This window comes from Arthrobacter sp. GMC3 (genome assembly GCF_002929305.1).
Lineage (GTDB): Bacteria > Actinomycetota > Actinomycetes > Actinomycetales > Micrococcaceae > Specibacter.
In genome coordinates, this window is the sequence record NZ_PJIO01000002.1 from 311,558 (window position 1) to 333,597 (window position 22,040).

The window sequence follows — 22,040 nt, forward strand, 5'->3', positions numbered from 1 at the left end:
TGAAAAAAGCGCCTCGGTGGGCGCTTAGGTTGGTGGTGCTTGGTGCAGGTTAGGCGGCTTCCCACTTGCCTGCGTCGTTGTGGTCGAGAGTGACCTTGGAGACTGTGCGGGATGCTTGCGAGTAGACGCAGATACCTTCCGGGTTCATGAATCCAGGTGCAGCCTCGGAGCCTTCGACGCGCAGGTACTCAAGCGCCTTGGCAATTGCAGCCGTGTCATTGGGGCCGCGGTACAGCACTGGAACAATGCCGATGTTCAGCGTCGTTTCGAGGTCCTTGAACCGGTCGGTATTGAACAGGCTGAAATGCTTCTCGGCCATGCCGTATTTGCGCTGGATACCGCTTCCCCACCACTCGCCGTAGTGCAGGCCCTCACCCAGTAGGCGCACCAGCTCGGCGGCGTTGCGTCCCACCCAACTGGCGAACCCGTAGTTGTCGGTGTCCTTGCCGGGTCGGATCAGACGTGTTCGGGACTGGGCGTAGACGCCGAAGATCGCTCCATCATGCGCAACCTTGGCGAACACGCTGCCTTCAAGGACGGTGATGTCTTCCAGCCCCGGCCATGGAAGATCGGCCGGTACGGAGTGGTAGACGTCCTTGATGGGCAAGATTCCGATGGCGGCGTTGGTGCCGTCGATCTTCTCGGTGATGGTGATGTTCCGCAACAGGCGCGGGGTCTTGGGCCATTCTTTGAACTCGATCATTGGTTCTCCTTAGAAGGGTGCTTGTGAAGTTGGTGTCGCCCACGGATCGGTAGGCGGCAGGTTGTTGCCGGTCTGCGCGTTTGGGGCGGGTTGCGAGCCTCCCCAGCCACTGTTCTGCGGCTGACCGGCAGGATGTTGCTGGTTGCCGTAGCTAGCGTTTGGACTGTCACCGAGCGGCCGGTCACGCTTACTGGTCAGCACCTCAATGGCGGACGCCTTCACATCCAGCGAGATGCCCGGCCCGTTCTTGCCTTCATAGGCGCGCTGGTAGAACTCGCCGTAGACCTTGACGCGCACACCGGAAAGCAGCTTGTCGGACAGGAACTCAGCCATCGAGCCCCACATCTCGACGCTGAACCAGTTCTCAGCAATCTTCGTAAACCCGCCATTGCCGTCCTTCTTCGACTTCGAATCAGCAATGCGGAATTTCAGGACCGGCGAACCGCTGGGCGTGTACCGGATCTCGGAATCGGCGCCCAGGTTGCCGAAGAAAATAACGTCCGCCATTACTCGGCTCCTTCTGTGGGCGTGGTTGCTGCTGCTTGGATGTAGCCGAGTAGTTGTTGGTCGGCGCCGTTGCGTTGGGCGTCGGCGTAGAGTGCCCGAAGTTCGTCAACGTTTCCAGTGAGCTTGTCCGCCTCCGCAAGCCAGTTGCGCTGTACAGGTGCGGCGAGTGGCTGAACGGTGAATGCTGACTTCTGACCGCGTCGAACCGTCAGAGGCAGGCTCAGCGGCTTCTCAATGTGACTCATGGCCGCGATCTCGATGCCACCGACAGCCTTACCGCCGTAACTCACAGACGGATTGCCGAACAAGGTAAGTCCGCGACCAACCCAAACATCAGAGTCAGGGCCCCACGCCTTAGCCAGCACACGCCGCATCGACTTGTTCGGCTTGAACGGTCGGCCTGGATACTCGGCCAACTCAACAACCACCGGCTGCTCTCCCTGCACAACATGCACCGCCGTGATCGTCACGGTGCGCGAGCCAGTCAAGTAGTCATCGAAGTTTTGTTGGTCACTCTTGGGTGCCAACGTCTCTGAAATGTCCATCAGATGTTCTCCCATGCAATTCCCTCGGCGGCAAGAGCGCGGGATAGCCGCTCGTAAAAGTCCGAGGGGTACGGTTCGCCTTCTTCATGGTCCTTGGGCCATACGTAGATGCTCGGCGTCTCTCCAAATTCGTTCATCAGAAAATCTCCTGTTCTTCCCAGTGATCAATGCGTTCCGTGGGCGGGTTGCCCTCGGTCGCCGCAAGGTATTTGTCGAGCATGTCCGCAGCGTTGACTTCCAGTGCAGCGGCGGCTTGGTGGATGACGTCGAACCATGCGTTCGACGGGTAGACGCGCTTCACATACAGAGGCATGCCGCCCGAATAAGACACATAGTCCAGCCACTCACGCCCAGAGACGAGAAGCCCTGTCTGGATCTGCGCAAGATTCTCGGCCGGAACGTCGTCATCAATGAACGTGCCCAACTGGATCCGCTGCTTCCTGGACTTGATCTCAATCAGACCGTTGTCACCCACCAGCCCATCCGGTGAATAGCCGATCTTGTAGGCGCCAAAGTCACGCACCATAAAGCCAAGTTCAACTGCCGGCGCATGACGCTTGCTGTACTCATCCCTGGCATACGGCTCATCGAGGGTGCCGCGCTCCATGTCCCGTGAAGTCGCCATCGGTTCGACATGGCCAGTAATCCGCTCGGCAGCCAGTGTCGCGGTTAGTCCTTGCGAGGTCTTATTGTCAGCAACCTTGAGCGCTGCAGTCAGTAGAAGATGAACGACGGACGCCGTAACAATCCCGGCACGTGCATCCAACCATTCCGGACTGCCCTGCTCAAGATCTTCGAAGAGAAGCAGCTCAGACTTCCGGGCGGGCGGCACGTACTTAGGCATGTCTGCATAACTTGGCGAGTCGAACGGGTCAGGGGCGGTGGGTGCGGGCCGGGCGACCTTGGGCTTGGATACAACGACGGGCGGCGTCTCCACTTTCGGAGTCACCGCCCGCGCACCTGTCTTGATCATCATTTGTTCAGCTCCCCATCTGTGAAGAAGTATTCGTGGGTGTCGGCGGTCGGGGCCACGATCTCGATGAACACTTGGAAGTTGGTCGCCTCGGCCATGGCGTCCAACAGCGCCAGGTTGTCCATGTCGAGCACGTTGCCGTCGCGGATGACAATCACGCGGAGCTCAGGGTTGGTGGCCATGATCATGGCGGCGGAAACGATCAGCTGCTTGGCGCCGGATGCTCGGCTGAATGGGACGCCTTGGTACAGCACGCCTTCATCGTCAAAGTCCAGCCCCTCAATCGGCATGACAGCTGCGGCGAGGCCGTCCTTCTTGCGCTTGTCGATGGCCTCAATGTCGGCCGTCAGCGCGGCGTACTCGTCGCGCAGACTGTCCTTACGCTTGGCCTGCTGGATCGCCGCGTTGTTGGCACGGATGGTCGCGTTGGTTTCCTCGACGCCAGCCAACTGAGCTTCGAGTGGCGCCGGATCTGCTGGGCGCTCGGTGGCGTCCAGTGCTGCGGAACTTTCTTTCATCTCGGCTTCCCAGGTTGCCAGATCGGCGGTCAGCGCGGCGATCTTGGTCTTTATGTCACTCACGTTCCCGGCAGCGTTCCGGGCCGCAGCCTCGGCCGCCAACACTGCACGCTTGGCGTCCTCAGCGGCCCGTATCGCGGCGATGAGATCGCCCGCGCTAGTTTCCTCAAGCGGCAGGCTCGGATCCACGGCGACGTCACCGATTGCCTTGCCCTGCTGGCCAACCAGCAACCGCGCTACTTCGATCTTCTTACGCTGAGCATCCAACTCGGCTGGAACGAACGGCAGATCCACGATGGACAGTAGCGCGGCCAGCTGTTCCTTGGCGCCCAGGCTGATGAACTTGCGCCCGTCAATGCCCAAGCTGCTGAGTCGGCTGTCAATGTCTGACTGGCCGAACTTCACGCCGGCCGCGTCCTTGCCCTTGAGTGTTGACCCGGACGGCGTGTAACCGCGCAACAGTGTCGAACCATCCGACAGCTCGATCTCAATGGCGCCCTTGCCGTGCCCGTCCCTGATAGGCCGCTTGATGTCGCGACTGTTGTGGCCGCAAATTGCCGCCTGCAAGCCGTCCAGCGTCGAGGTCTTGCCGGACTCATTCTTGCCCGCCAGGACAATCAAGTTTCCGGATGGGACAATCTCGGCAAAGCTAACCTTCTGGAAGTTGGTCAGGGTCGCCTTGGTAATTTTCGTGCTCATGTCAGTTCTCCATTGCTTGTTCGTTGGCTGAGTCGCGGATTGCGTCCCAGTCCCTGTCGTCGATGTGGTGGCGGCACTTGTCGGTGCCTTCGATCGGTTCGTTCTCGCAGTACTCGGGCGGCTCCTCAAGCGAGCCGCGAAAGGTGACCGTGTCGCAAAAGTCATCCATCACTTACCCCTCAGTCGGTCGATCCAGTCACGGGCGCAGCCTGTGCATGCCCGGTCGCGGTGGTTGCAGGTCATGCGATGCCCAGCGCCCGCTTGATCGTGTCCGCGCCCTCTTGCCGGTCAACGAGTTGGGCGGCGAGGGCAGAGTCAGTAGCGAGGGCCACACGTTCACGCCGGTACCGATCCTGGGCTTTCGGATCAGTGTGCGGGGTCGGCAGTTCAACCAGGTCAGACATTGGATTCCTCTTTCTTTGCAGGCACCCAGAGTTCGGGGTGGTAGACGTAATCGAGGAAGCCGGCGCGGATCTGGACTTCATTGCGGCGCACCGACTCGTCAGACACGCGCTTGTAACTGCCAATGAGTGAGCGGAAGTCCGCTGGGATCTTCGGCAGCACCTCAAGGCGGGCGATGCTCTCCACAAGACGCCCGCGCACCTCAGTGAGGCCGCGACGGGATGCAGTCAGTTCGTACAGTGGTTCGTCAGACATTGGATTCCTCGTCGTAGTGGGGAAGGGTGGCGAAACGGTGGATGATGTTTAGCGGCTCCTCGACCATTGCCCATCGCTCATCCGTGAAGTCATCGCCGGATGAGAGTTCGTTGAACTTGGTTTTCTCGTAAGCCGCCCGCGCCTTGTAGTACTCGGCGGCGAGTTCAGCGTCGGTGAGGCGCTTGGCCTTCCGGAGCATGTTCTCCCTAAGCTTCCGCTCGCGGTACGGCATGATCTCGTGACCGGAGCGCGGGTATTGCAGCTTCGGATAGATAGTCAGCGCAAGTGCTTTCACAGCCCCTCCTTGCTGTCTCGTTCTTTGCGGGCGTAGTACGGAATCCATGGGCCCACGAGAGACGCAGCCACGAGAAGGTAGAAGATCGCGTTCACTGGGTCGCCTCCGGGTAGGTTTCGAGGATGCTGGCAATAGCGCGGTCACAAGCGGCCACGATCTCCGCAGCAGGACGGCCAAGCTCCAAAGCGCGGGCCCGGACACGTTTCTCGGCAGTCAAGATTTGCCGCACCTGGAGCAAAGACTCGGGCGAGAGGGGCGGCGGCTTAGGCTTCGGGGTCATGACGTCACTCCTTCGTTGACGCCGCGCCACACTCGGATGACCGAGTGTTTGCGGGACGGGGTATTGGATTCGGTAAAGCCGATTGGCCGGATAATGCCGAGCTTCCGGGCCGCCTGGAAAACGCCGCCGACCATGTTGCCGTGCGGGGCCGGGCGCACAGACTTGCGGAGATCATCGGCCGTGAAGTCCAAGCCAGACCACGCGTAGGCCTCAAGCCAGTTGAGCGCGTCGGCTGGCCAGTCCAGATCCTCAAGCGCTGCGGGGCCGCTCATTGGTGCGGCATCCTGACTGGCATGAGAATATGCCGGTACAGGGTCGCGTCCTTCGTGTCCGCGCCGCCGTCAATGAAGTGCCACTTCTTGCCCGGACTGCCGCCATAGATGCGAACCTTCTCACCTTTGAAGCTGTTCATCAGCCCCAAGAAGTAGAAGCTGTTGAACGCAAGTCGAACGGGCTCGCCAGTAAGCGTTCCCTTGGCGAGTGGTGCGCTATCAGGCCCGAACACTCCATCGTTGAAGCTGGTCAGAACGCCCGCCTCGCTGATGGTCAAGTACGCGGGCGTGTTCCGCTCCGACATGTGATGGGCAACTTTGGCGGCTTCGAGCAGCTGCACCCGGTCAACATCCATGACGGTGGTGGGGGTGATCTCGAACAGTTCCCCAAGCTTGGGATAGTCCGCCTCAATGCCAGCCGCCGTGTACGTTGCATTCGGCAGCCTAAAGACGACGTTGCCAACCTTCGCCAAGTCCACATGCACGCTGCCCTTTTTGACCTGCTTGGCCATGTGCTTGAGCATGGAGAGTGGGACCGTAAACGACTCACTGCCGTACCCATGACCGGGAACGAAGCCGGACGTCAGCCGGTAACGGTCAGTGGACCAGAGCGTCAAGCCTTCCGGGCTGGACTTGAAGCGCACTGAGCTAATAGTTGGCAGGGTGTCATCAGTAGACGCAGCAACCAGCGCCCGACCCAATGCAGTACGCAGCGCCTCCGCATCAACCGCAATGTGTGACTCGAATACGTGGTGCGTTACCTGCTCAGGGAATTCGGAGATAGGCGCCGTCTCGACCCTGAGCTTGTAGCCCAGAGCCTCGACAGTTACCTGCTTGGCGTCGAGAGCGACCTTCACGTCCGCGCTCCGGTCGCGGCCAGTCGTGGAAGTGATCGCACTCCGCAGCCATGCGTAGCTGACTAGGAATGGATCACCCGTGCCTGGATCGGATATCAGGTCCGCCTCAGCCGTTCCGGTATTGCCGACAGCAAACAGTGACGGCACAACCGGATCGATCCGGACCATGCCCAAGATAGGGACTGCCTTCTTGCCGATGGTCGCCGGGGTCAACCTGTTCAGCGCCGCGATCCATTCCTTCGCCGGCGCCGTGATTACTTGTAGACTGCTCATTAGTTACTCCTAGATTTGGGTACGAAAAAGGCGCTCACCGGGCATGGTGGGCGCCTTACTTTTTGGGGTGGGCTAGAACTGAGCGGTCGGCCCGGCTGGCGCTGCGACGATGACCGGGGCCATGGTGATCGTGACAATGTCTTGGGAAACATACTCGTGACCTCGCACGAAATCTTCCTGCACGACGCCAACAGCCTTGGCCTTGTCGCGCATGGCTGCTTCCATGGCTCCGCGCCCGTCTTCGACGTATCGAGTCTTGCGGCCGTCGTACGTCTTGATGCCCAGCGCTGCGCCCTTGATGTCCACGTCAAGGTATCGTCCTTGCCTGTCCCACTGGATGTCACCGTTGGGCTTACGGATGCCGTACTCGGTGCGGGTCTCGGTGGTTGCTGCTTCACTCATTGCTTCTCCTATAGATAAGCCGCCCATGCAGGCGGCTGGGTTACTTGTGGTTGCGGCGGATGATCTCGGCGCCGTGGATCAGCGCCCACGCGAGGGTGGCGAGGATGGTTAGCGCGGCGACGGTGATGATGACGGCGGCGAGGACGGTGCACATGACGCTCACCGCTCACCCCACACATGCACGACCTCGGCGCGGTCAGGGCTGATGATGACCGGGCCGCTGGTTCGGTGGTGGTAACGGTGAGGTGGGAAGAGGTGGGCGAAGAGGCGCTTCATGTGGTGCTCCTAAGCTGACGGTCGAGGAGTGCAATCCTTGGTTCCAGCCGGAGCAGGCATTCCCAAATTTCTTAGGCGTGGAACATTCTGTTGGCAGCTATCGCACGTGAGTACTGGCGGGCTGTTTTTCGGTAGGACTTCCTCAGCGCATCAAGCTCTCGGTACGTCACGCTGATACCTCCGTGTCATCCTTGGCCGCCACTCGCTCTTGATACCTACGCTTGGCCGCCTCGCTGCGGCACGTCTTACACAGTCGCCCGTCTTTCTGGAACCCGATATTGGCTTCCGTGAGGTCATGGCCACGATTGCACTGAGCGCCGGGGACTAGCTTCGGGCCACTGGCCTTCCTTATGCCAGCGAGCGTGACGCCCTGATAGGACTTCTGCGAGGGATGCTGCCTGAGGTATCCGTGATTTCTGAGGTAAACCGTCAGAGCCGCACCTTTTAGGCCGATAAGTCGCTCCAGATGCGTCTGCGGAACTTCATACTCCGTTACGATCCTGAACAGCAAGTCACCGTAAGGCTTGATAGTATTCCGGGCCGGGGCGTCCAGTGGGGTCCAGCCGCGCACCGTAGTAACCTGCTCATGTAGGGCTGCTAGTTCATTTAGAACAGCCACGGGAATATCAAGCGCTGGGGACGTAACTCGCAGTCCAAGTATTCGGGTTACGCGCAGTCTCTTGGATTTGCGCTCAGCAGCCTTGCGCTGGACTCGTGGTGCGGGCGGGTAGTTTCGCATAAGCCGCACGGGGACCGGGCGGGCTGCACGTTGGCGAATGTACTCGCGAGTGAACCCGACGAGATCCCCAAGCTCCTGCAACGTATACCCGGCTGCATAGGCGGACTTGAAAATCGCGTCAGCCTCATCACTAGCCCTTGCATCGGTAAGGTCTTGTTTCACCATGTCGATGCTCACGCCGCCACCAGCCCTTTGATAGAGCCGTACTTAATGAAGAACTGAATCAATACGTTGTCCGTAGCCGTCTCGCCAGTGACGTCTGACGAATCGCGGAAGTACTTCTCGGCCGCCTTGTGGAACTGATCGGCGAACTCCGACATCAGCGCGTGCCGTGCAATGCTGTGCGCCTCACGGGAACTAATCGGACGCCCGAAATCGGCGTGCATCTTCTGAATCATTTTCTTGAGCTCAACGAATTTGGGCATGAGGTCTCTCCTTATTGCAGCCAGTTGGCTTGCCGTCAGACGACGGTCTTAGGTGGGGTGGGGTGCCCGAGTGGGCGAGGTGGCCGGTTAGGCGGAGCGGAGAAGTCGCTCGATGTTCTTGCGCTGAGTGCGCGGTTTCTGCGGCGCTGCGGGCGGTGCGATGATCGCCTGGTAGTTTTCTTCGGTAAAGCGGTAGATGCGGCCCAGCTTGGCGGCTGGCCATTTGCCTGACTTGCACATCCGATAGACGGTGTCTAGTGAGACGTTCAGTTTGGCGGCGAGTTCTGTTGTTGTCATGAGAGGTTCATCGGCTTCCATGGCTACGCCGCACTCTGGGTGGAGATTAGGCCCACTGGAAGGATGTCTGCCAGCGTCATTCCAAGCGCTGCTGCGATGTCTCCAAGCTCTCGGAGAGTGAAGTCACCATGGCCGTTGATCTTGCGGGAGAATGTTGTGAGTGGGATTCCGGAAGCACGAGCAAGAGCGTTCTTGCTGACGTTCTGACGGACGATCCCAACGAGGATATTGGTGTTAGTTGTCGATGTAATTACATCCGTGATGTTTTCCATATGGAGAGCGTAATCCCCGTTTGGGGATTAAGTCAAGCGCCTTGTTCGCTCCCGTTTGGGTAGCCAAATCCCCGTTCTGGGTTGCACATCGCAAAATGGGCAGTTAAAGTAGATGGCATGGGAACATACGGAAACGACATACAGGCAGCCATGGTTACGCAGATCAAGGCCGAAATGGCGGCGCGGGACTGGAAGCAGCCAAACCTTGCGAAAGCCTCGGGCATTCCGACCAGCACCCTGGCTCGCTACTTGAGTGGCGATCGGGACGTTCCACTGCCCGCATTCGCGGAAATCGCAAGCTCGCTCGGTCTGACCTATATCGAGCTTGCGACCCGCGCACAGCGACGGCTAGATGGAGAGAACGTCCAATAGCTTCATACCGTGCAATTCAGCAAGCGCCCCGGCCTCCCGAACGGTCATGGGGCGCTCTCCTGTTTTCCGGCTCAGGGTTGCGGCGAGGCTGGTACCCCATGCGGCACGCAAATCCGAGTCGGGAGTATCGCATGCCAGTGCGATTATGCTGTCAAAGTTCAAGTGAAGATCCCCATCTTTAGAATATTTGTACGAGTAGATACGACTTTACGCCCATCGTCCGACAGTCGCTAGTAAGTCGAAAGCCAAGCCACGCGGATCATGGCTTGGCCGCTTTAATTATGCCCCATATGGGGCAAGTGCGAGCCGGTCAAAAGGTGGCTCCAAACCGACACATACGATCATGGCCATGCCCTCAGGAAGACAGCCGGAAGCCGGACAATTAGCCCGCGCCATCTCCGCTAAGGTGCAGATGATCATGGACGACGAGCGGATTAGCGTATCCAGGTTGGCGGCCGCCGCAGGGCTGTCGAGGAATTACCTTGGAAAGCGATTGCGGAACGAGGCTTCACTCACCCTCAATGACATCGAGGCGATCTGCAAGGCGCTCGGGGAAAACCTGCCGTCATTCCTTGCGGGGGCCATTGGGTCCATGGGGGAATGAATCGCCACCGTTGCCGGTTGGGACGCAGGGAATGCCACTCGCCAGAGATTTCAGGTGAGCGGCTATTTTTGTTCTGAAACCTTGTTGGCGTGTTGACGCCGTCAACAAATTGCGCGGAAATGGGCTGTTTTTAGCACGGGCGCGCTGGTTGGAATCCATCTAGATTACGCCAATTTCGTTCATATGACACGGAACTCCGAGGGGGTTCAAATCCCCCATCCTCCGCCAGCAACAAAGCGGCTTCGAATTGCAGAAATGCTGTTCGGAGCCGCTTTTGTTTTGCCCGGCCAATCCGGTGGCCCGGGGTCTAGAATCGCACTGTGATTACTCAGAACCTCAACACCATTCCCATTGCCCTCAATGACGGCACCACCACAACGCTTGCCGGACTGGCCGCCAGGGCCGTGCTGGTGGTCAATGTGGCCTCGGAGTGCGGTTTCACCCCGCAGTACGACGCCCTTGAAGCGCTTCACGAAAAGTACCGCGATCGCGGAGTGGAAATTCTTGGCATGCCCTGTAACCAGTTTGGCGGGCAGGAGCCGGGAACGGACGCAGATATCGCCGAGTTTTGCCGTAAGAACTTCGGCGTCACTTTCCCCCTGGCGGCCAAGGCGGATGTTAATGGAGACGAAGCGCACCCACTCTTCGCGCAACTGACCGATGGCGGTGCCGCGCCCGTCAAGTGGAACTTTGAGAAGTTCCTGGTCAACGCCGACGGCGTCATGGTGGCCCGGTTCCCCTCTGCCGTTACGCCGGACTCGGAGGAGCTTCTGGCGGCCCTGGAAGCAGCACTAAACTAGCCGGGCATCCGTGACAGCGTCGAGCCAGGCACGCAGGAACGCCGCTCCGGCGTCGTCATGGATAACATCTTCGCCCAAGCCAAGGTCGGCGGAAGTCAGCACCGCATACGGTTTGGCGGGCACGCCGTCGGCCGGGCGAACGTCCACATGCTTGACCACGTGGTCGTGATGGTGCAGCCAGTCGGCCATCGCATAGTCGGTGCGCGAATCACCCATGGTGCGCCAGGCCGCGGGCACAATGCCCTGTGCCGCCAGGAGTTCCACTGCCCGGCTGGCGCCCAAATCCTTGCCTAGGCGGATGGATTCAATGTCGGTGGAAATAATGGTGGGGTCCACACGGAAGTCGATGTTGCCTGCCTCATCGGGGCTGGCGTGTTCCAGGCGAACAGCGCCCAAACCATGGGAGAGGAGCAGTTTCATGGCGTCCGCGTCAAAGTCTTGCTGCTCGATCAGGTAGTCGGCGTTTTCCACGGTGACGTGCTGTTCCACCGACACCATGGCCCTCTTGGTCTCGTCAAAGAACATGTGATCGGCGTAGCTTGCGGCGACAAGCGAACGGACCTGCTCGCCATAGCTGGCGGGCACGGCCAAATCTTTGTCCACATGGATAGTACTGGGCCCGTCGGCGGTGAAACTGAACCAGACGGCACCCTTTTCGCAGATGGCGTGAACTACGGCGCCACTTGGCAGGCCTGCGGAAATCATGGGTGCCATGACTTGTTCTGCAATGAACGTGTCCGAACGCCCGGTATTGAACACCACGGGAATGCCAGCCGCCACCAAGGAATTCAGATCGGCAATGATCGAAGGCGCAACATTTCGGGTAACCGGACTGGCAATGGGGCCGTCCACATCAAGCAAGAGGGCCAGCGGCGGTGTTTGGATCGTCATGTTCCCATGATCCCAGTCTTGGCACCCGGAGCCCAATACCCGAGGCAGAACCGGGCCAACGGTAACCTTTTGGCAACACACCAGGCGGCTCGCCCGCCGGACAGTTCCCAACCGGTCATGTTGTCCCTAGTCTGTAGGGGTGATCTTCAAAGCAGTCGGCGACAAACGCCCTTACCCGGACCATGGATACGTGACGCCCAAGGACTGGGCTGCCGTTCCACCGCGCCAAGTACGCCTGGCCGAGTTGGTGACCACCAAGGCCCAGCTGGATCTGGAGGCGCTCTTGGCGGAGGACTCCACCTTTTTTGGGGACTTGTTTCCCCACGTGGTCCAGTGGCGCGGGACGCTTTACTTGGAAGACGGCCTGCACAGAGCAGTGCGCACGGCCTTGCATCAGCGCACCATCCTTCATGCTCGAGTGTTGGTGATTGATGACTGAAGGACCTGCGGACGATGATGTCCTGCTAACGGCCCGGCAGGCGCGCAGGGCCGCCCGAGAGGCCAAGCGCCAGGCGAAGGACCGCGCCTTTGATCAACGCCATGAGCGTAAGCGATCCAAGGATGTGCAGTTCATACACGGGCACCACATTGTTGACGCCGACGGCTTGGCGCAAGCGTTTCCGGAGCCGGATAGCCCCGAGTACACGCCGGGAACCGTGCGCCGCCGCGTCACCCACGGAGTCACCTTGGTGTTGTTGACCGCGGCGCTGGTGGCCGGCGTCGTGCTTGCGGGGATGATTCAGCGAGGGGAGCTGGAGTTCAAACTTGTGCTTCCCAAGCCAACCACCCCTGTGGTCACGTGCCCGGCCGGGACCCTCGATATTCCCAAGAGTGACACCGTGAGTGTTCATGTTTTCAACGCTGGCAGCACCGAAGGCATGGCCGGCCAGGTGGCCGCAGAACTTCAAAAGCGTGGCTTCCACATCCTGACTGTGGAGAATGGCAGCACCAAGCAGACGGCCCCGGCGGTGGTGGTTTCCGGACCCGCAGGGCTGGCAGGCGCGTTCAGCCTGCAACGCAATGTTGCCGGCTCCGAGTATGTAGAAGACGATCGCAAGGATGCGAGCGTTGATTTCATTGTGACCGGGGAATACAAGGGCCTTGTGGACGCGGACAAGGTCGATCAGGCCCCCGGAGCGCTCTCCTGCCCAAGGTTGAGCCCCCCGCCGGCAGACCCCTCAGCGGTGCCGCCGGCTACGGACGCTCCGGCGGTTCCACCGGTTCCGGCGAACTAGCGCTCAGCTGATGGTGACAGGGTTGCCGTCGGCGTCAAAGGCGGCGCCGACACCAGCCTGGATGAAACGCACGGCCGCGGCCACACGGTCTTCGTCGGGCGTTGTGGAACGTCCCCGTGACGCACTGGCCGTCAGCGAGCCGTGGATTAGCTGTACCAGGCCTTCGACGTCGGAGGCGGGCAGGAAGCCCTGGTCCATGCCGTCGCGCAAAATGTCGGCCAGCAGATGGTTCAGTTCACCGACATGGACGCCAAGTTTGGCGAACGAATCACTAGAAAGCACCGAACTCATGGCCGGTCCCGGTGGCAGGTGGCGGCGGGTGAGGTCCTCCAGCTGGGCGCGGACGTAGAGCGAAAGCCGGTCCACGGGGTTATCCAGCCCCTCCAGCTTGGTCCTCAGCTCGCTGACGAAACGGCCGGTTTCATCCAGGGCGTAGGCAACCAGGAGCTGTTCAAGGTCGGCAAAGTAGTTGTAAACGGCTGTGCGGCCCACGCCGGCAGTCTTGGCAACATCTGTCATGGTCAGCCCGGGCAGGCCGTGGGTGAACAGAAGTTCACCGAACGCATTGAGGATCTTGCGCTGCGTCTGCTCGCGCTGGGCCGCGTTCGTGGGGGCGGCTATTCGTGGCATATAGACATTTTAGCGTCAATTCGTCAGTAAAAGTATTTGGGGCGCTCAGCGGCTCATGGCCGCACGCCTGATCGCCAAGACGCGGACGACGGCGGCGCTGACCTCCGGCTCAAATGGTAGTTCCGCTGTGGTCAGCTCGGAGGCGGCCAGTGCCTTGTCAATGGACTTGGCCGCGAGGCGCTCGGGCAGGTGCAAGGAGCGTGCAAAGCGGAGCCAGTCATTGCGGCCCAACCCGGTCCGGCTCCCGGCGCTTCCCCCCAGTGGCAAGGCCATGCCGGGGTCGCGGGAGGGATCGCCGTCGGTCAGCTCGGTGAGAATGCCGCCCGGGACACCCGCCGCGAAACCCTGCTCGATCTCCGCAGCCAGCGTGCATTGCAGGTCATAGGCCGGGGCAACGAAGTACTCGCCCGTGAGTTGCTGGACAACGGAAATGTTCTTGGCGTGTAGATTGCCGTTACCTGTCAGCCACCCGAACAGGAACTGCAAGAACACATTCCGCGCCGCCAGCACCTGCGCCGCGCACATGCCGACCACCGCGGCGGCAACAGCCTCCGTGGGGACGCTGTACTTGCGCGCCGGGGGCACGCCCAGCAGTTGGGCCCCATCCTCAACGGCCAGTGGCCCGCGGGGTGACCGGTCAAAACGTGAGACGAGCAGCGCAGCCTCCCCGGCGCCGTCGTACACCAGACGGGCGGCGGAGACGGGGATGGAGAGCCTCTTTGCCTTGTTAAGCAGGAGAAATTCGGTTTCAACCTGGCGGGCGTGGCTGCCGTCGTTGAACTTGAGGATGTACGCCCGGGACGGGTCCTTGTCATGGGCATAGGCGGCGGTGACCTTGTCCTGCTGGCCGGCCAACGCCGAGGTGTCGACGGGCCCCGGGATGGCGGCAAAATCGGCGAAGCGGAGCGTGTCCATGGTTTTTGTGACGGTCAGCAGCGGCTTCACCGGTTCCATGGGCTCGCCGGAGGGCAGGATTTGCACGTCGCCCAACGGGTTGCCGCCGGCCGCCAAGAGCAGCGAAAACTCGTCGGCGATAGTGGTTTTCACCGCCCAGCGCAGCTTCGCCAACCGTTCGCCCTCAGGCAGCAATCCGGCAAAGAACGCTGGCACGTTTCCGTGGCTGAGCGTCACGGGGACATCAAGGGCCGGCAGGGTTGAGGCGATCGCCGGGCCGCCCGAGCTCAGATAGTTGGGCAGGTAGGAAAAGACCACGCCGGTGTGTGCGTGCCGGACCAGGGTCGCCGCGGCACGCCCCTTTTTATAGACCACCGCCTGGTGGATCTTCTTCGCGTCCTCGGGATTCCTCACGGACGCTGCACGCTCAGACTCAGACCCAAAGCGTTCACCACGGCATTGACGATGTCCAGGCGCACGGTTTCGCGCCCATTCTCCAGATCGCTGAGCACCCGGGGGGAGACGTCCGCCAGATCCGCAGTCTCGCTTTGCGTCAGTCCCAGCTCACGCCGGCGGGCCCGCAAAGTGGCGCCAAGTTGGGCCGCGTCCATCGTCGTGTGTGAGCCTTTCGGTGCGGTTACAGCTGGGGCGCCCGTGCGCCTGGCTCCATCCTATGACCCACGGCTTCAACTTATGCATGATCCTGCCGAATATTTCGGGCGTCGACGTGACCTTTCCGCGAGGACGGCGGCAACTCGCGAGGACGGCGTAAGTTGCTCGGCGTTTGGCGAGTTGGCGCCGTCGTGACGAATCCGGCGGGCGGAAACCGCCGTCGTCGCGTTCGTCTCAGGTCACGGCCAGGCGCTCCCGGAATTTGGGGGTGTCCCACAAACCGTTCTCGAGGATGTCGAAGAGGGCGTCCACGGCATCCCACACGTCCGTGAAACCCACGTAGAGCGGGGTGATGCCAAACCGGAGCACATGGGGTTCGCGGTAGTCGCCGATGATGCCGCGGGCAATCAGCGCCGCCATGATCGAATAGCCCTCCGGGTGCATGTAGCTGACGTGGCTGCCGCGGCGCTCATGTTCCAGGGGCGTGATGAGTTCCAGCGGGTGATCCCCCCGCCGGGCGGCCACCAAGGAATTGAACAGGTCGGTCAGGGCCAGAGACTTGGCCCGCAGCTCGGCCATGGGGGCGGCCAGGCTCACATCCAGCCCGCACTCCACCAAGGCCATGGAGAGGATGGGCTGGGTACCGCACAGGAATCGGCCGATCCCGGAGATCGGCTCGTAGGAATCCTCCATGGCAAAGGGGCGGGCATGACCCCACCAACCGGAGAGCGGCTGCCAGAAACGATCCTGGTGCCTGGCATTGACCCAGATGAACGCGGGGGAGCCCGGACCACCATTGAGGTACTTGTAGGTGCAGCCCACCGCGAAATCCGCCCCGGCGCCCGTCAGATCCACTGGAACTGCGCCGGCTGCATGGGCGAGGTCCCAGATCACCAGGGCGCCGTCGTCGTGCACCAAAGAGGTGGTGGAGTCCATGTCCCACATGGCGCCGGTGCGGTAGTTGACGTGGGAAAGGGCGACGACGGCGACGTCCGCGCCCAGCGCGGCCTCCAGCGGGAGGTCGGCGTCGATCAGGCGGACCGAGTAGCCCTGGTTGAGGAAATCCACGATCCCCTCAGCCATGTAAATGTCGGTGGGGAAGTTGTCGCGCTCGGTGACAATGACCTTGCGTTGGGGGTTGGCGGCTTGTTGGATGCGCAATGCTGCGGCCAGTGTCTTGAATAGGTTCAGGGAGGTGGTGTCCGTGATGACAACCTCGCCGGGTCCGGCACCAATCAAGGACGCCAGCTTGTCACCAAGGCGGCCTGGCAGCTCAAACCAGCCGGCAGTGTTCCAGCTGCGAATTAGCCCCGTTCCCCACTCCTGCTCCAACACACGCGTGGCAGTGGCCAGCGAGGTGCGCGGCCGGGCGCCCAGGGAGTTGCCATCAAGGTAGATGACACCCTCGGGCAGAAGGAACTCCTCACGAAACCGGCGCAGCGGATCGGCTGCGTCCGCGGCTTGGCAGGCTTCTCGGGTGGTGGGCAGAGCAGAATCCATGAGGCGTCCTTGCCGTGGAAGGGGTGGGAATGGTGGCCAATCCCCAATCTATGGCCGCTCTTTGGCCCGGTCAAGGGAATGCGGTGGGGCGTGGCCGCAGACGTGACTAGGGTTATCCAGTGACCAATTTTGTTGTGAAGAAGCCGTGGACCGGGCGTATTGGCGCGCTCCTGGGAATCATGGTGATGGCCCTGAGCCTGCGCACCGCCGTCTCAGTGGTGCCCCCGCTGCTGGGTGAACTGCGCGGTGAACTGGGGTTCGACGCCTCCACGATCGGCCTGCTCGCCATGCTGCCGCCACTGATTTTCGCCGTTTTTGGCCTGCTGACCCCGGTGCTGATTCGTCGGTTCAGCCTGGAAAAGGTCTTGGTGGCTGCGGTGGTGCTGGCTGTCGCCGGGCAGCTGCTGCGGGCCGGCAGTGGTGCCGTGTGGCCGTTTTTAGGTTTCACCGCAGTGGTCATGGCCGGTTACGGCATTGGCAATGTGGTGCTGCCGCCGCTAGTCAAAAAGTACTTCCCCGACAGGGTGGGCGTGGTCACCGCCGGGTACGTGACGCTGCTGGCTGTGGGAACTGCGCTCAGCCCGCAGCTCGCTGTTCCCGTTGCGGGGCTCACCAACTGGCGGGTGTCCATCGGATTGTGGGCATCGGTCAGCATTGTGGTGTTGCTGCCGTGGGCCTTGCAAGCGTGGCGCGATCGCCGCGGCGCCCTGGGGGCGGCGCTTAAGCTCGACGCCGGGCACTCATCTGCGGCTGTCGACTCCAGTGTTGGCGCCAGTATGGATGCGGCCGCGCCGAAACTGCTGCCCTGGCGCTCGCCAGTGGCGTGGGGACTGGCGATCTTCTTGGCAGGCAACTCGGCCCAAACCTATGTGTACTTCACCTGGCTGCCGCCGTACCTGTCGGGGCACGGACTGGACGCCGGAACGGCAGGTTCGGCCCTGGCCTACTTTGCCATCTTGGGATTGCCGGTGAGTTTGCTGGTGCCGCTGTGGGTCCCGCGCATGAAGAACCCGATCTGGGCCATCCTGCTTTTCGCCGCATGCTGGGCGACGGGGCATCTGGGGCTGTACCTGGCGCCGTCGGACGGGACCTGGCTGTGGGTAACCTTCTCGGGCCTGGGCCAAGGCACCTTTGCCACGGCACTGTTGATGGTGAACCTGCGCTCGCGGACCACGCACGGCTCAGCCGTCTTGTCCGGTTTCAGCCAGGGTGTGGGGTACGCCTTTGCGGGAGTGGCACCACTTTTCTTTGGCAGCATTCACGACGCCACGGGGTCCTGGACCGCGTCCTTTGCCATGTTGGGTGTGTGCCTGGCCGTCATGCTGGTGGGCGCCGTCATGATCAACCCGAAACGGTACATTGAGGACTCCGCCGCCGTCGAAATTCCAGCGGCCGTTACCATCCGCGGCTAGAAGCTCGAAGAACTACCGGAACCGGAGAAACTGCCACCACTGGAACCATAGCCGGTGCTGCTCCCACCGGATGACGAGGAACTCCGGGCTGAATCGACGCTGCTCCTTGCGCTGGAATAGGCGTGGTCAAAGGTGCTGACGGTGTAGAAGACATTCATGCCGTAAACGGTGCCAAGGATGTTGGGGCGGCCGTGTCCGGTGGAGTAATTGCGCTGCTCACACACGGTGCGACGCATCCGGTCGGCCTCCGAGGTGGTCTTGGCATACTGGCCGATCATAGCGTCGGAATGGCCGCTCAGTAGCTGGCCCAATTCGGCGCGCGTTTCCTTGAGCCTGTCCAGTGCGGACTCGGGGGTGAGTGTGCCGTTGTGGATTTGGGACGCCCAAAGCTGCAGGTAATCCTGTGTCTGGACACTGAAGGAACCCAAGGCCGCGGCACTTTCCAGGCCGCGGGCTTCGGAGCGGTTGAGCAGTTCGGGGAGCTTGTCCAGGTCGTCGCGGAGCGGGCGGACCTGGCGGTCCCAGGCAGCCTCCCAACCGGAGAACTTGTTGAGCAAGGTGTTGGTGTCGGCAATGACGTCGTCCAAGCCATCAAGTTCAACTGCGGCATCGGCGTAGGCCTGGACCACCTTGACGTTCTTACCTTGGGAAATATCGCGCTGCGAGAAGGCGTGCGATTGTTGGTTCAAGGCGGTGACCTGGGCATAGCTGGTGCTGAAATTGCGGTACTTCTCAAGCACCTGCGCCCCATAGGTGGATTGTTGCGGAATGGTTTTCGCGTTCAGCTCGGTCACCTCCAGATCCAGGCTGACATTGGCGAAACTTGCGTCACCAGTTTTCATGAGCGCCTGGGCTTTGACCCGGTTGCGTTTCCGCAGGACAAGCCAGGCACCAAACCCGAGGACGGCCGCTCCGACGGCAATGCATGTGGTGACAATGAACCCCGGGGAGAGGTACCAGGGGCGGTTGATCAGGGCCGCGCCCTTCTTGACCCCGGCGATCGTGCCGTCAGTCCACTGAGCCTGAGCAAAAAGACTCTTAGTGGATTCCTGAATCTTGTCTTGGTCCTCAGGGGAGACCTTGCGATCCTCACCCATGAAGGTGCCCACTTTGCGGGCAATGGGGTCTACGGCAAGGATGAAAAGACCGTCCGCCCACTTCTGACCGTCGCTGCTGAGCCATTCGGGGTGCTTGTCGCGGGCAAGTTCCAAAACTGCGGCGTTTAAGACGTTGGTGCCAGCCACGCCTGCGATGGTGACAACAGCGACCTTGGTGGGCTGGCGAAAGCTAATCGCCTTGACGGCCGGGAGTAGTTGCGGCTGGTACAGCACCCCTGCGGTGTCCTCGACCACCACATCCGTTGGTGGGCTAGCCAGGGCAGCTGGTGCCCCACCGAGCATCGTCATCATGGTCAATGCCACAACGGCCAAGATCTTTTTCATTTTCCCCAATTTCCTCGCAACTTCTTCACGGTCACTCTACCGAATGGGCTATGGGGGCGATATTAAAAAGGGGGGCCAGCGGGACTGACCTTTTGGACCAACCTGGCCAACCGGAAGAAAGCACCGCCAGCAGGGCGACCCTGGCGCCGAGCCCAAATAACGGGCCGTGCCCCGCCCGCGAATCCGTCGGCGACTGCGGTGGTAAAATCGCACATAAGTACGCTCATAATTTTTTTTGGCGACACCGGACCAACTTTTGGCCGACGCGTCGCATAACAAGGCAGTGCACCTTCGCCATCCCGGCGCAGCCTGCCGCTCATAACACGATAGAGAACGGAACCCATGAGAAGAACCGCCCGCCAGACCCCGCCCCCCCTTGCAGAAGGGGCAATGCGCATTGTCGCCCTCGGCGGATTGGGGGAGATCGGTCGTAACATGACCGTCTTCGAATTCGCAGGAAAGCTGCTGATCGTTGACTGCGGTGTGCTCTTCCCCGAAGAGCACCACCCAGGTGTGGACTTGATCCTGCCCGATTTCTCCTACCTCAAGGATCGCTGGCAGGACGTTGTTGGCCTGGTGCTGACCCACGGCCACGAGGACCACATTGGCGGTGTGCCGTACTTGCTTAAGCACCGCGGTGATATTCCCGTCATTTCCGCCAAGCTGACCCTGGCATTCCTCAAGACCAAACTTGAAGAACACCGCATCAAGGGCAAACTGATCCAGGTTCGTGAGGGGGACCGTCGCAAGTTCGGCCCATTCGACGTCGAATTCCTGGCAGTCAACCATTCCATCCCGGACGGCCTGGCAGTTGCCATCCGCACGCCTGCCGGCCTGGTGCTGGAGACCGGCGACTTCAAGATGGACCAGTTCCCGCTGGACAAGCGCATCACCGACCTCGCTGGCTTCGCTCGCTTGGGCGAGGAAGGCGTGGACCTGTTCCTGCCCGACTCCACCAACGCCGAGGTTCCGGGGTTCTTGGCCGCCGAAGCGGACCTGATCCCGGCCATCGATCAGGTCATGCGCACGGCACCGCGCCGCGTAGTTGTCTCCAGCTTCGCCAGCCACGTGCACCGCATCCAGCAGATCATCGATTCTGCACACAAGTACAACCGCAAGATCGCCTTCGTTGGCCGCTCCATGGTCCGCAACATGACCACCGCCCGCGAACTTGGCTACTTGAAGATCCCCCGCGGCATGCTGGTGGATGCCAAGGAACTGGCAAAGATGGACGCCACCAAGGCCGTCCTGATCTGCACCGGTTCTCAGGGTGAGCCCATGGCAGCTCTTGCGCGCATGGCCAACGGTGACCACCAGATCAACCTGACCGAGGGCGACACCGTCTTGCTGGCCAGCTCGATGGTGCCCGGCAACGAGTCCTCGATCTACCGTCTCATCAACGACCTGACCAAACAGGGCGCCAACGTGGTCCACAAGGGCAACGCGAAGGTTCACGTTTCCGGTCACGCCAGTGCCGGCGAACTGGTCTACTGCTACAACCTGGTGCGCCCCAAGAACGTCATGCCGGTGCACGGCGAGTACCGCCACCTGAAGGCGAACGCCGCACTGGCAGTGCGCACCGGTGTAGACCCGAAGAACGCATTCATTGTTGACGATGGCACCACCATTGACCTCAAGGACGGCGTGGCGAAGGTATCCGGCAGCGTGCCGGCCGCCTACGTCTACGTGGAGAACATGGTTGCCGGCGCGGCAACGGAAGAATCCCTGGTGGACCGGATCCGTCTGGCCCAAGACGGCGCCGTCACGGTATTGCTCATTGTCAATCCCGACACCGGCAAGATCGAAGAAGACCCCGAGTACTTCTCCGTGGGCTTCAACCTCACCGACAAGGACATCGAGAAGGCCACCGTCATCGTCGAAAAGACGGTTGCCGGGCTCCGCGGTGAAAAGACAGGCCATGGCGCCGAAAAAGCTATCGCCGACGCCCTGCTCCGTTGGTCGGACCGCGCCCTCCGCCGCAAGCCGGTCTACACGGTCATCATCGTTGAAGCGTAAATAACAGCACGCGTTCACGAGCTAGTGAAGGCCTCCACCCAGTCCGGGTGGAGGCCTTCACTCGTTTAAGGGTCCTGACAACCGCTGGCTGAAACGCTCAAGTACCTATGCGCAGCTGAACCACCGAGGCCTGCGCCTCCGCAGGATCGATCAGATCATTGTCCCGGAGCCACTCGATGGCCCTGACTTTCATGACGGCGTCGTGGAATTCAGCCCAATCCGTTTGCACCTGCGGGAATTGATGCAGGGCGTCCTTGAAATGCCGGAACGGTTTGCTGCGGTCGATTGAACGGGCCAGTTCTGCCCTGCAATGGGGATCCTTGACACTGAAAATAAAGGCCTCCATGTCCCCAAAGGCCTCGAAAGAATCTATCGTCTCGATGCGGACACCGCCTCGGTCCTCAACGTTCCAGCCCTCGGCGCCAGCCTCATCTGCGGCCTCTTCACCCCACAGTTGGATCCGGCCGGTGGCAGGATCCAGCCAAAAGAACGTGTCGTAGTCCATGAAGTGGTTTTCCAATGCCATGGACAGGCCCGCAAGATCGATATCACTGATGTGCAACACGGCTCGGCCCTCCGTCATGGGTAGTCGGAATGATGAAGCAACCCATAGACACCATGGTTCTACCCGGAACGGATTTG

The 22,040-nt window shown here is 61.1% G+C and carries 32 protein-coding genes; 7 read left to right on the forward strand and 25 right to left on the reverse strand.

Going from position 1 to position 22,040, the window contains the following annotated elements:
- Positions 1-49: 49 nt before the first annotated feature.
- The 18 genes from CXQ94_RS04860 to CXQ94_RS04930 form a co-directional block, all read right to left on the reverse strand.
- Positions 50-703, reverse strand: coding sequence for an RNA ligase family protein (locus CXQ94_RS04860; RefSeq protein ID WP_104087076.1), 654 nt, complete (start codon positions 701-703; stop codon positions 50-52).
- 9 nt (positions 704-712) lie between these two features.
- Complete coding sequence (locus CXQ94_RS04865; RefSeq protein WP_104087077.1) at positions 713-1,210, reverse strand: single-stranded DNA-binding protein; 498 nt, start codon at positions 1,208-1,210, stop codon at positions 713-715.
- On the reverse strand, positions 1,210-1,755 hold the full coding sequence (locus CXQ94_RS04870) for a hypothetical protein (protein WP_104087078.1): 546 nt from the start codon (positions 1,753-1,755) through the stop codon (positions 1,210-1,212). The genes CXQ94_RS04865 and CXQ94_RS04870 overlap by 1 nt, the downstream gene beginning before the upstream one ends.
- Positions 1,755-1,892, reverse strand: a complete 138-nt coding sequence (locus tag CXQ94_RS22460; protein ID WP_181034072.1) for a hypothetical protein — start codon at positions 1,890-1,892, stop codon at positions 1,755-1,757. Before CXQ94_RS22460 ends, CXQ94_RS04870 begins: the two co-directional genes overlap by 1 nt.
- On the reverse strand, positions 1,892-2,731 hold the full coding sequence (locus CXQ94_RS04875; RefSeq protein ID WP_258066719.1) for a lambda exonuclease family protein: 840 nt from the start codon (positions 2,729-2,731) through the stop codon (positions 1,892-1,894). Before CXQ94_RS04875 ends, CXQ94_RS22460 begins: the two co-directional genes overlap by 1 nt.
- Positions 2,728-3,945 carry an AAA family ATPase gene (locus CXQ94_RS04880; RefSeq protein ID WP_181034073.1) on the reverse strand — a complete coding sequence of 406 codons (1,218 nt, stop codon included), beginning with the start codon at positions 3,943-3,945 and terminating at the stop codon, positions 2,728-2,730. The genes CXQ94_RS04875 and CXQ94_RS04880 overlap by 4 nt, the downstream gene beginning before the upstream one ends.
- Position 3,946: 1 nt before the next feature.
- On the reverse strand, positions 3,947-4,114 hold the full coding sequence (locus CXQ94_RS22465; protein ID WP_181034074.1) for a hypothetical protein: 168 nt from the start codon (positions 4,112-4,114) through the stop codon (positions 3,947-3,949).
- Positions 4,115-4,184: 70 nt separating this feature from the next.
- Complete coding sequence (locus tag CXQ94_RS22470) at positions 4,185-4,349, reverse strand: hypothetical protein (protein WP_181034075.1); 165 nt, start codon at positions 4,347-4,349, stop codon at positions 4,185-4,187.
- Positions 4,342-4,602, reverse strand: coding sequence for a hypothetical protein (locus CXQ94_RS04885; protein WP_104087080.1), 261 nt, complete (start codon positions 4,600-4,602; stop codon positions 4,342-4,344). The genes CXQ94_RS22470 and CXQ94_RS04885 overlap by 8 nt, the downstream gene beginning before the upstream one ends.
- Positions 4,595-4,897, reverse strand: coding sequence for a hypothetical protein (locus tag CXQ94_RS04890; RefSeq protein WP_104087081.1), 303 nt, complete (start codon positions 4,895-4,897; stop codon positions 4,595-4,597). Before CXQ94_RS04890 ends, CXQ94_RS04885 begins: the two co-directional genes overlap by 8 nt.
- Positions 4,898-4,988: 91 nt before the next feature.
- On the reverse strand, positions 4,989-5,177 hold the full coding sequence (locus CXQ94_RS04895) for a hypothetical protein (RefSeq protein ID WP_104087082.1): 189 nt from the start codon (positions 5,175-5,177) through the stop codon (positions 4,989-4,991).
- The gene (locus CXQ94_RS04900) at positions 5,174-5,449 is read right to left on the reverse strand and encodes a hypothetical protein (protein WP_104087083.1); all 276 of its coding nucleotides are present in this window, start codon (positions 5,447-5,449) and stop codon (positions 5,174-5,176) included. Before CXQ94_RS04900 ends, CXQ94_RS04895 begins: the two co-directional genes overlap by 4 nt.
- A complete protein-coding gene (locus tag CXQ94_RS04905) occupies positions 5,446-6,579 on the reverse strand; it encodes a DNA polymerase III subunit beta (protein WP_104087084.1) in 1,134 nt (377 codons plus the stop codon). Before CXQ94_RS04905 ends, CXQ94_RS04900 begins: the two co-directional genes overlap by 4 nt.
- A 72-nt stretch (positions 6,580-6,651) precedes the next feature.
- Positions 6,652-6,981, reverse strand: a complete 330-nt coding sequence (locus CXQ94_RS04910; RefSeq protein ID WP_104087085.1) for a hypothetical protein — start codon at positions 6,979-6,981, stop codon at positions 6,652-6,654.
- Between the two features lie 40 nt (positions 6,982-7,021).
- Positions 7,022-7,144: a hypothetical protein gene (locus CXQ94_RS23030; protein WP_258066720.1), complete on the reverse strand. Its 123-nt coding sequence runs from the start codon at positions 7,142-7,144 to the stop codon at positions 7,022-7,024.
- A 1,025-nt stretch (positions 7,145-8,169) separates the two neighbouring features.
- Positions 8,170-8,421 (reverse strand): hypothetical protein, encoded by a 252-nt coding sequence (locus CXQ94_RS04920; protein WP_104087087.1) that lies wholly within the window; start codon positions 8,419-8,421, stop codon positions 8,170-8,172.
- Positions 8,422-8,508: 87 nt separating this feature from the next.
- Entirely contained in the window at positions 8,509-8,718 is a 210-nt protein-coding gene (locus tag CXQ94_RS04925; RefSeq protein ID WP_181034076.1) for a helix-turn-helix domain-containing protein, read from the reverse strand.
- Positions 8,719-8,741: 23 nt separating this feature from the next.
- Positions 8,742-8,990 (reverse strand): helix-turn-helix transcriptional regulator, encoded by a 249-nt coding sequence (locus CXQ94_RS04930; protein ID WP_104087089.1) that lies wholly within the window; start codon positions 8,988-8,990, stop codon positions 8,742-8,744.
- Positions 8,991-9,107: 117 nt separating this feature from the next.
- Here CXQ94_RS04930 and CXQ94_RS04935 point away from each other — a divergent pair, with 117 nt between their 5' ends.
- The 3 genes from CXQ94_RS04935 to CXQ94_RS04945 all read left to right on the forward strand — a co-directional run bounded on the left by CXQ94_RS04935 (position 9,108) and on the right by CXQ94_RS04945 (position 10,766).
- A complete protein-coding gene (locus CXQ94_RS04935) occupies positions 9,108-9,362 on the forward strand; it encodes a helix-turn-helix transcriptional regulator (RefSeq protein ID WP_104087090.1) in 255 nt (84 codons plus the stop codon).
- A 349-nt stretch (positions 9,363-9,711) separates the two neighbouring features.
- The gene (locus CXQ94_RS04940) at positions 9,712-9,966 is read left to right on the forward strand and encodes a helix-turn-helix transcriptional regulator (protein ID WP_181034077.1); all 255 of its coding nucleotides are present in this window, start codon (positions 9,712-9,714) and stop codon (positions 9,964-9,966) included.
- Positions 9,967-10,286: 320 nt separating this feature from the next.
- Positions 10,287-10,766, forward strand: coding sequence for a glutathione peroxidase (locus tag CXQ94_RS04945; RefSeq protein ID WP_219816982.1), 480 nt, complete (start codon positions 10,287-10,289; stop codon positions 10,764-10,766).
- Here the strand turns inward: CXQ94_RS04945 and CXQ94_RS04950 are convergent.
- Complete coding sequence (locus CXQ94_RS04950) at positions 10,758-11,657, reverse strand: hypothetical protein (RefSeq protein WP_104087092.1); 900 nt, start codon at positions 11,655-11,657, stop codon at positions 10,758-10,760. The genes CXQ94_RS04945 and CXQ94_RS04950 overlap by 9 nt on opposite strands.
- A gap of 139 nt (positions 11,658-11,796) precedes the next feature.
- On the opposite strand from CXQ94_RS04950, the gene CXQ94_RS04955 reads away from it, so the two are divergent.
- Together CXQ94_RS04955 and CXQ94_RS04960 are read left to right on the forward strand one after the other, a co-directional pair.
- Complete coding sequence (locus CXQ94_RS04955; protein WP_104087093.1) at positions 11,797-12,096, forward strand: type II toxin-antitoxin system VapB family antitoxin; 300 nt, start codon at positions 11,797-11,799, stop codon at positions 12,094-12,096.
- Positions 12,089-12,892, forward strand: a complete 804-nt coding sequence (locus CXQ94_RS04960; protein WP_104087094.1) for a LytR C-terminal domain-containing protein — start codon at positions 12,089-12,091, stop codon at positions 12,890-12,892. Before CXQ94_RS04955 ends, CXQ94_RS04960 begins: the two co-directional genes overlap by 8 nt.
- A gap of 3 nt (positions 12,893-12,895) precedes the next feature.
- On the opposite strand, the gene CXQ94_RS04965 is transcribed toward CXQ94_RS04960, so the two are convergent.
- The 4 genes from CXQ94_RS04965 to kynU all read right to left on the reverse strand — a co-directional run bounded on the left by CXQ94_RS04965 (position 12,896) and on the right by kynU (position 16,528).
- Positions 12,896-13,522, reverse strand: a complete 627-nt coding sequence (locus CXQ94_RS04965) for a TetR/AcrR family transcriptional regulator (RefSeq protein WP_104087095.1) — start codon at positions 13,520-13,522, stop codon at positions 12,896-12,898.
- A gap of 45 nt (positions 13,523-13,567) precedes the next feature.
- Positions 13,568-14,830, reverse strand: coding sequence for a type II toxin-antitoxin system HipA family toxin (locus CXQ94_RS04970; protein ID WP_104087096.1), 1,263 nt, complete (start codon positions 14,828-14,830; stop codon positions 13,568-13,570).
- Positions 14,827-15,027 (reverse strand): helix-turn-helix domain-containing protein, encoded by a 201-nt coding sequence (locus CXQ94_RS04975; RefSeq protein ID WP_104087097.1) that lies wholly within the window; start codon positions 15,025-15,027, stop codon positions 14,827-14,829. Before CXQ94_RS04975 ends, CXQ94_RS04970 begins: the two co-directional genes overlap by 4 nt.
- A 235-nt stretch (positions 15,028-15,262) precedes the next feature.
- Entirely contained in the window at positions 15,263-16,528 is a 1,266-nt protein-coding gene (gene kynU / locus CXQ94_RS04980; protein WP_104087098.1) for a kynureninase, read from the reverse strand.
- A 119-nt stretch (positions 16,529-16,647) separates the two neighbouring features.
- On the opposite strand from kynU, the gene CXQ94_RS04985 reads away from it, so the two are divergent.
- Positions 16,648-17,940 (forward strand): CynX/NimT family MFS transporter, encoded by a 1,293-nt coding sequence (locus CXQ94_RS04985; protein ID WP_258066726.1) that lies wholly within the window; start codon positions 16,648-16,650, stop codon positions 17,938-17,940.
- On the opposite strand, the gene CXQ94_RS04990 is transcribed toward CXQ94_RS04985, so the two are convergent.
- Complete coding sequence (locus CXQ94_RS04990; RefSeq protein WP_104087099.1) at positions 17,937-19,382, reverse strand: DUF5129 domain-containing protein; 1,446 nt, start codon at positions 19,380-19,382, stop codon at positions 17,937-17,939. The genes CXQ94_RS04985 and CXQ94_RS04990 overlap by 4 nt on opposite strands.
- A gap of 390 nt (positions 19,383-19,772) precedes the next feature.
- Here CXQ94_RS04990 and CXQ94_RS04995 point away from each other — a divergent pair, with 390 nt between their 5' ends.
- Positions 19,773-21,398: a ribonuclease J gene (locus CXQ94_RS04995; RefSeq protein WP_181034078.1), complete on the forward strand. Its 1,626-nt coding sequence runs from the start codon at positions 19,773-19,775 to the stop codon at positions 21,396-21,398.
- Positions 21,399-21,495: 97 nt separating this feature from the next.
- On the opposite strand, the gene CXQ94_RS05000 is transcribed toward CXQ94_RS04995, so the two are convergent.
- A complete protein-coding gene (locus CXQ94_RS05000; protein ID WP_219816983.1) occupies positions 21,496-21,963 on the reverse strand; it encodes a UPF0158 family protein in 468 nt (155 codons plus the stop codon).
- Positions 21,964-22,040 lie beyond the last annotated feature (77 nt).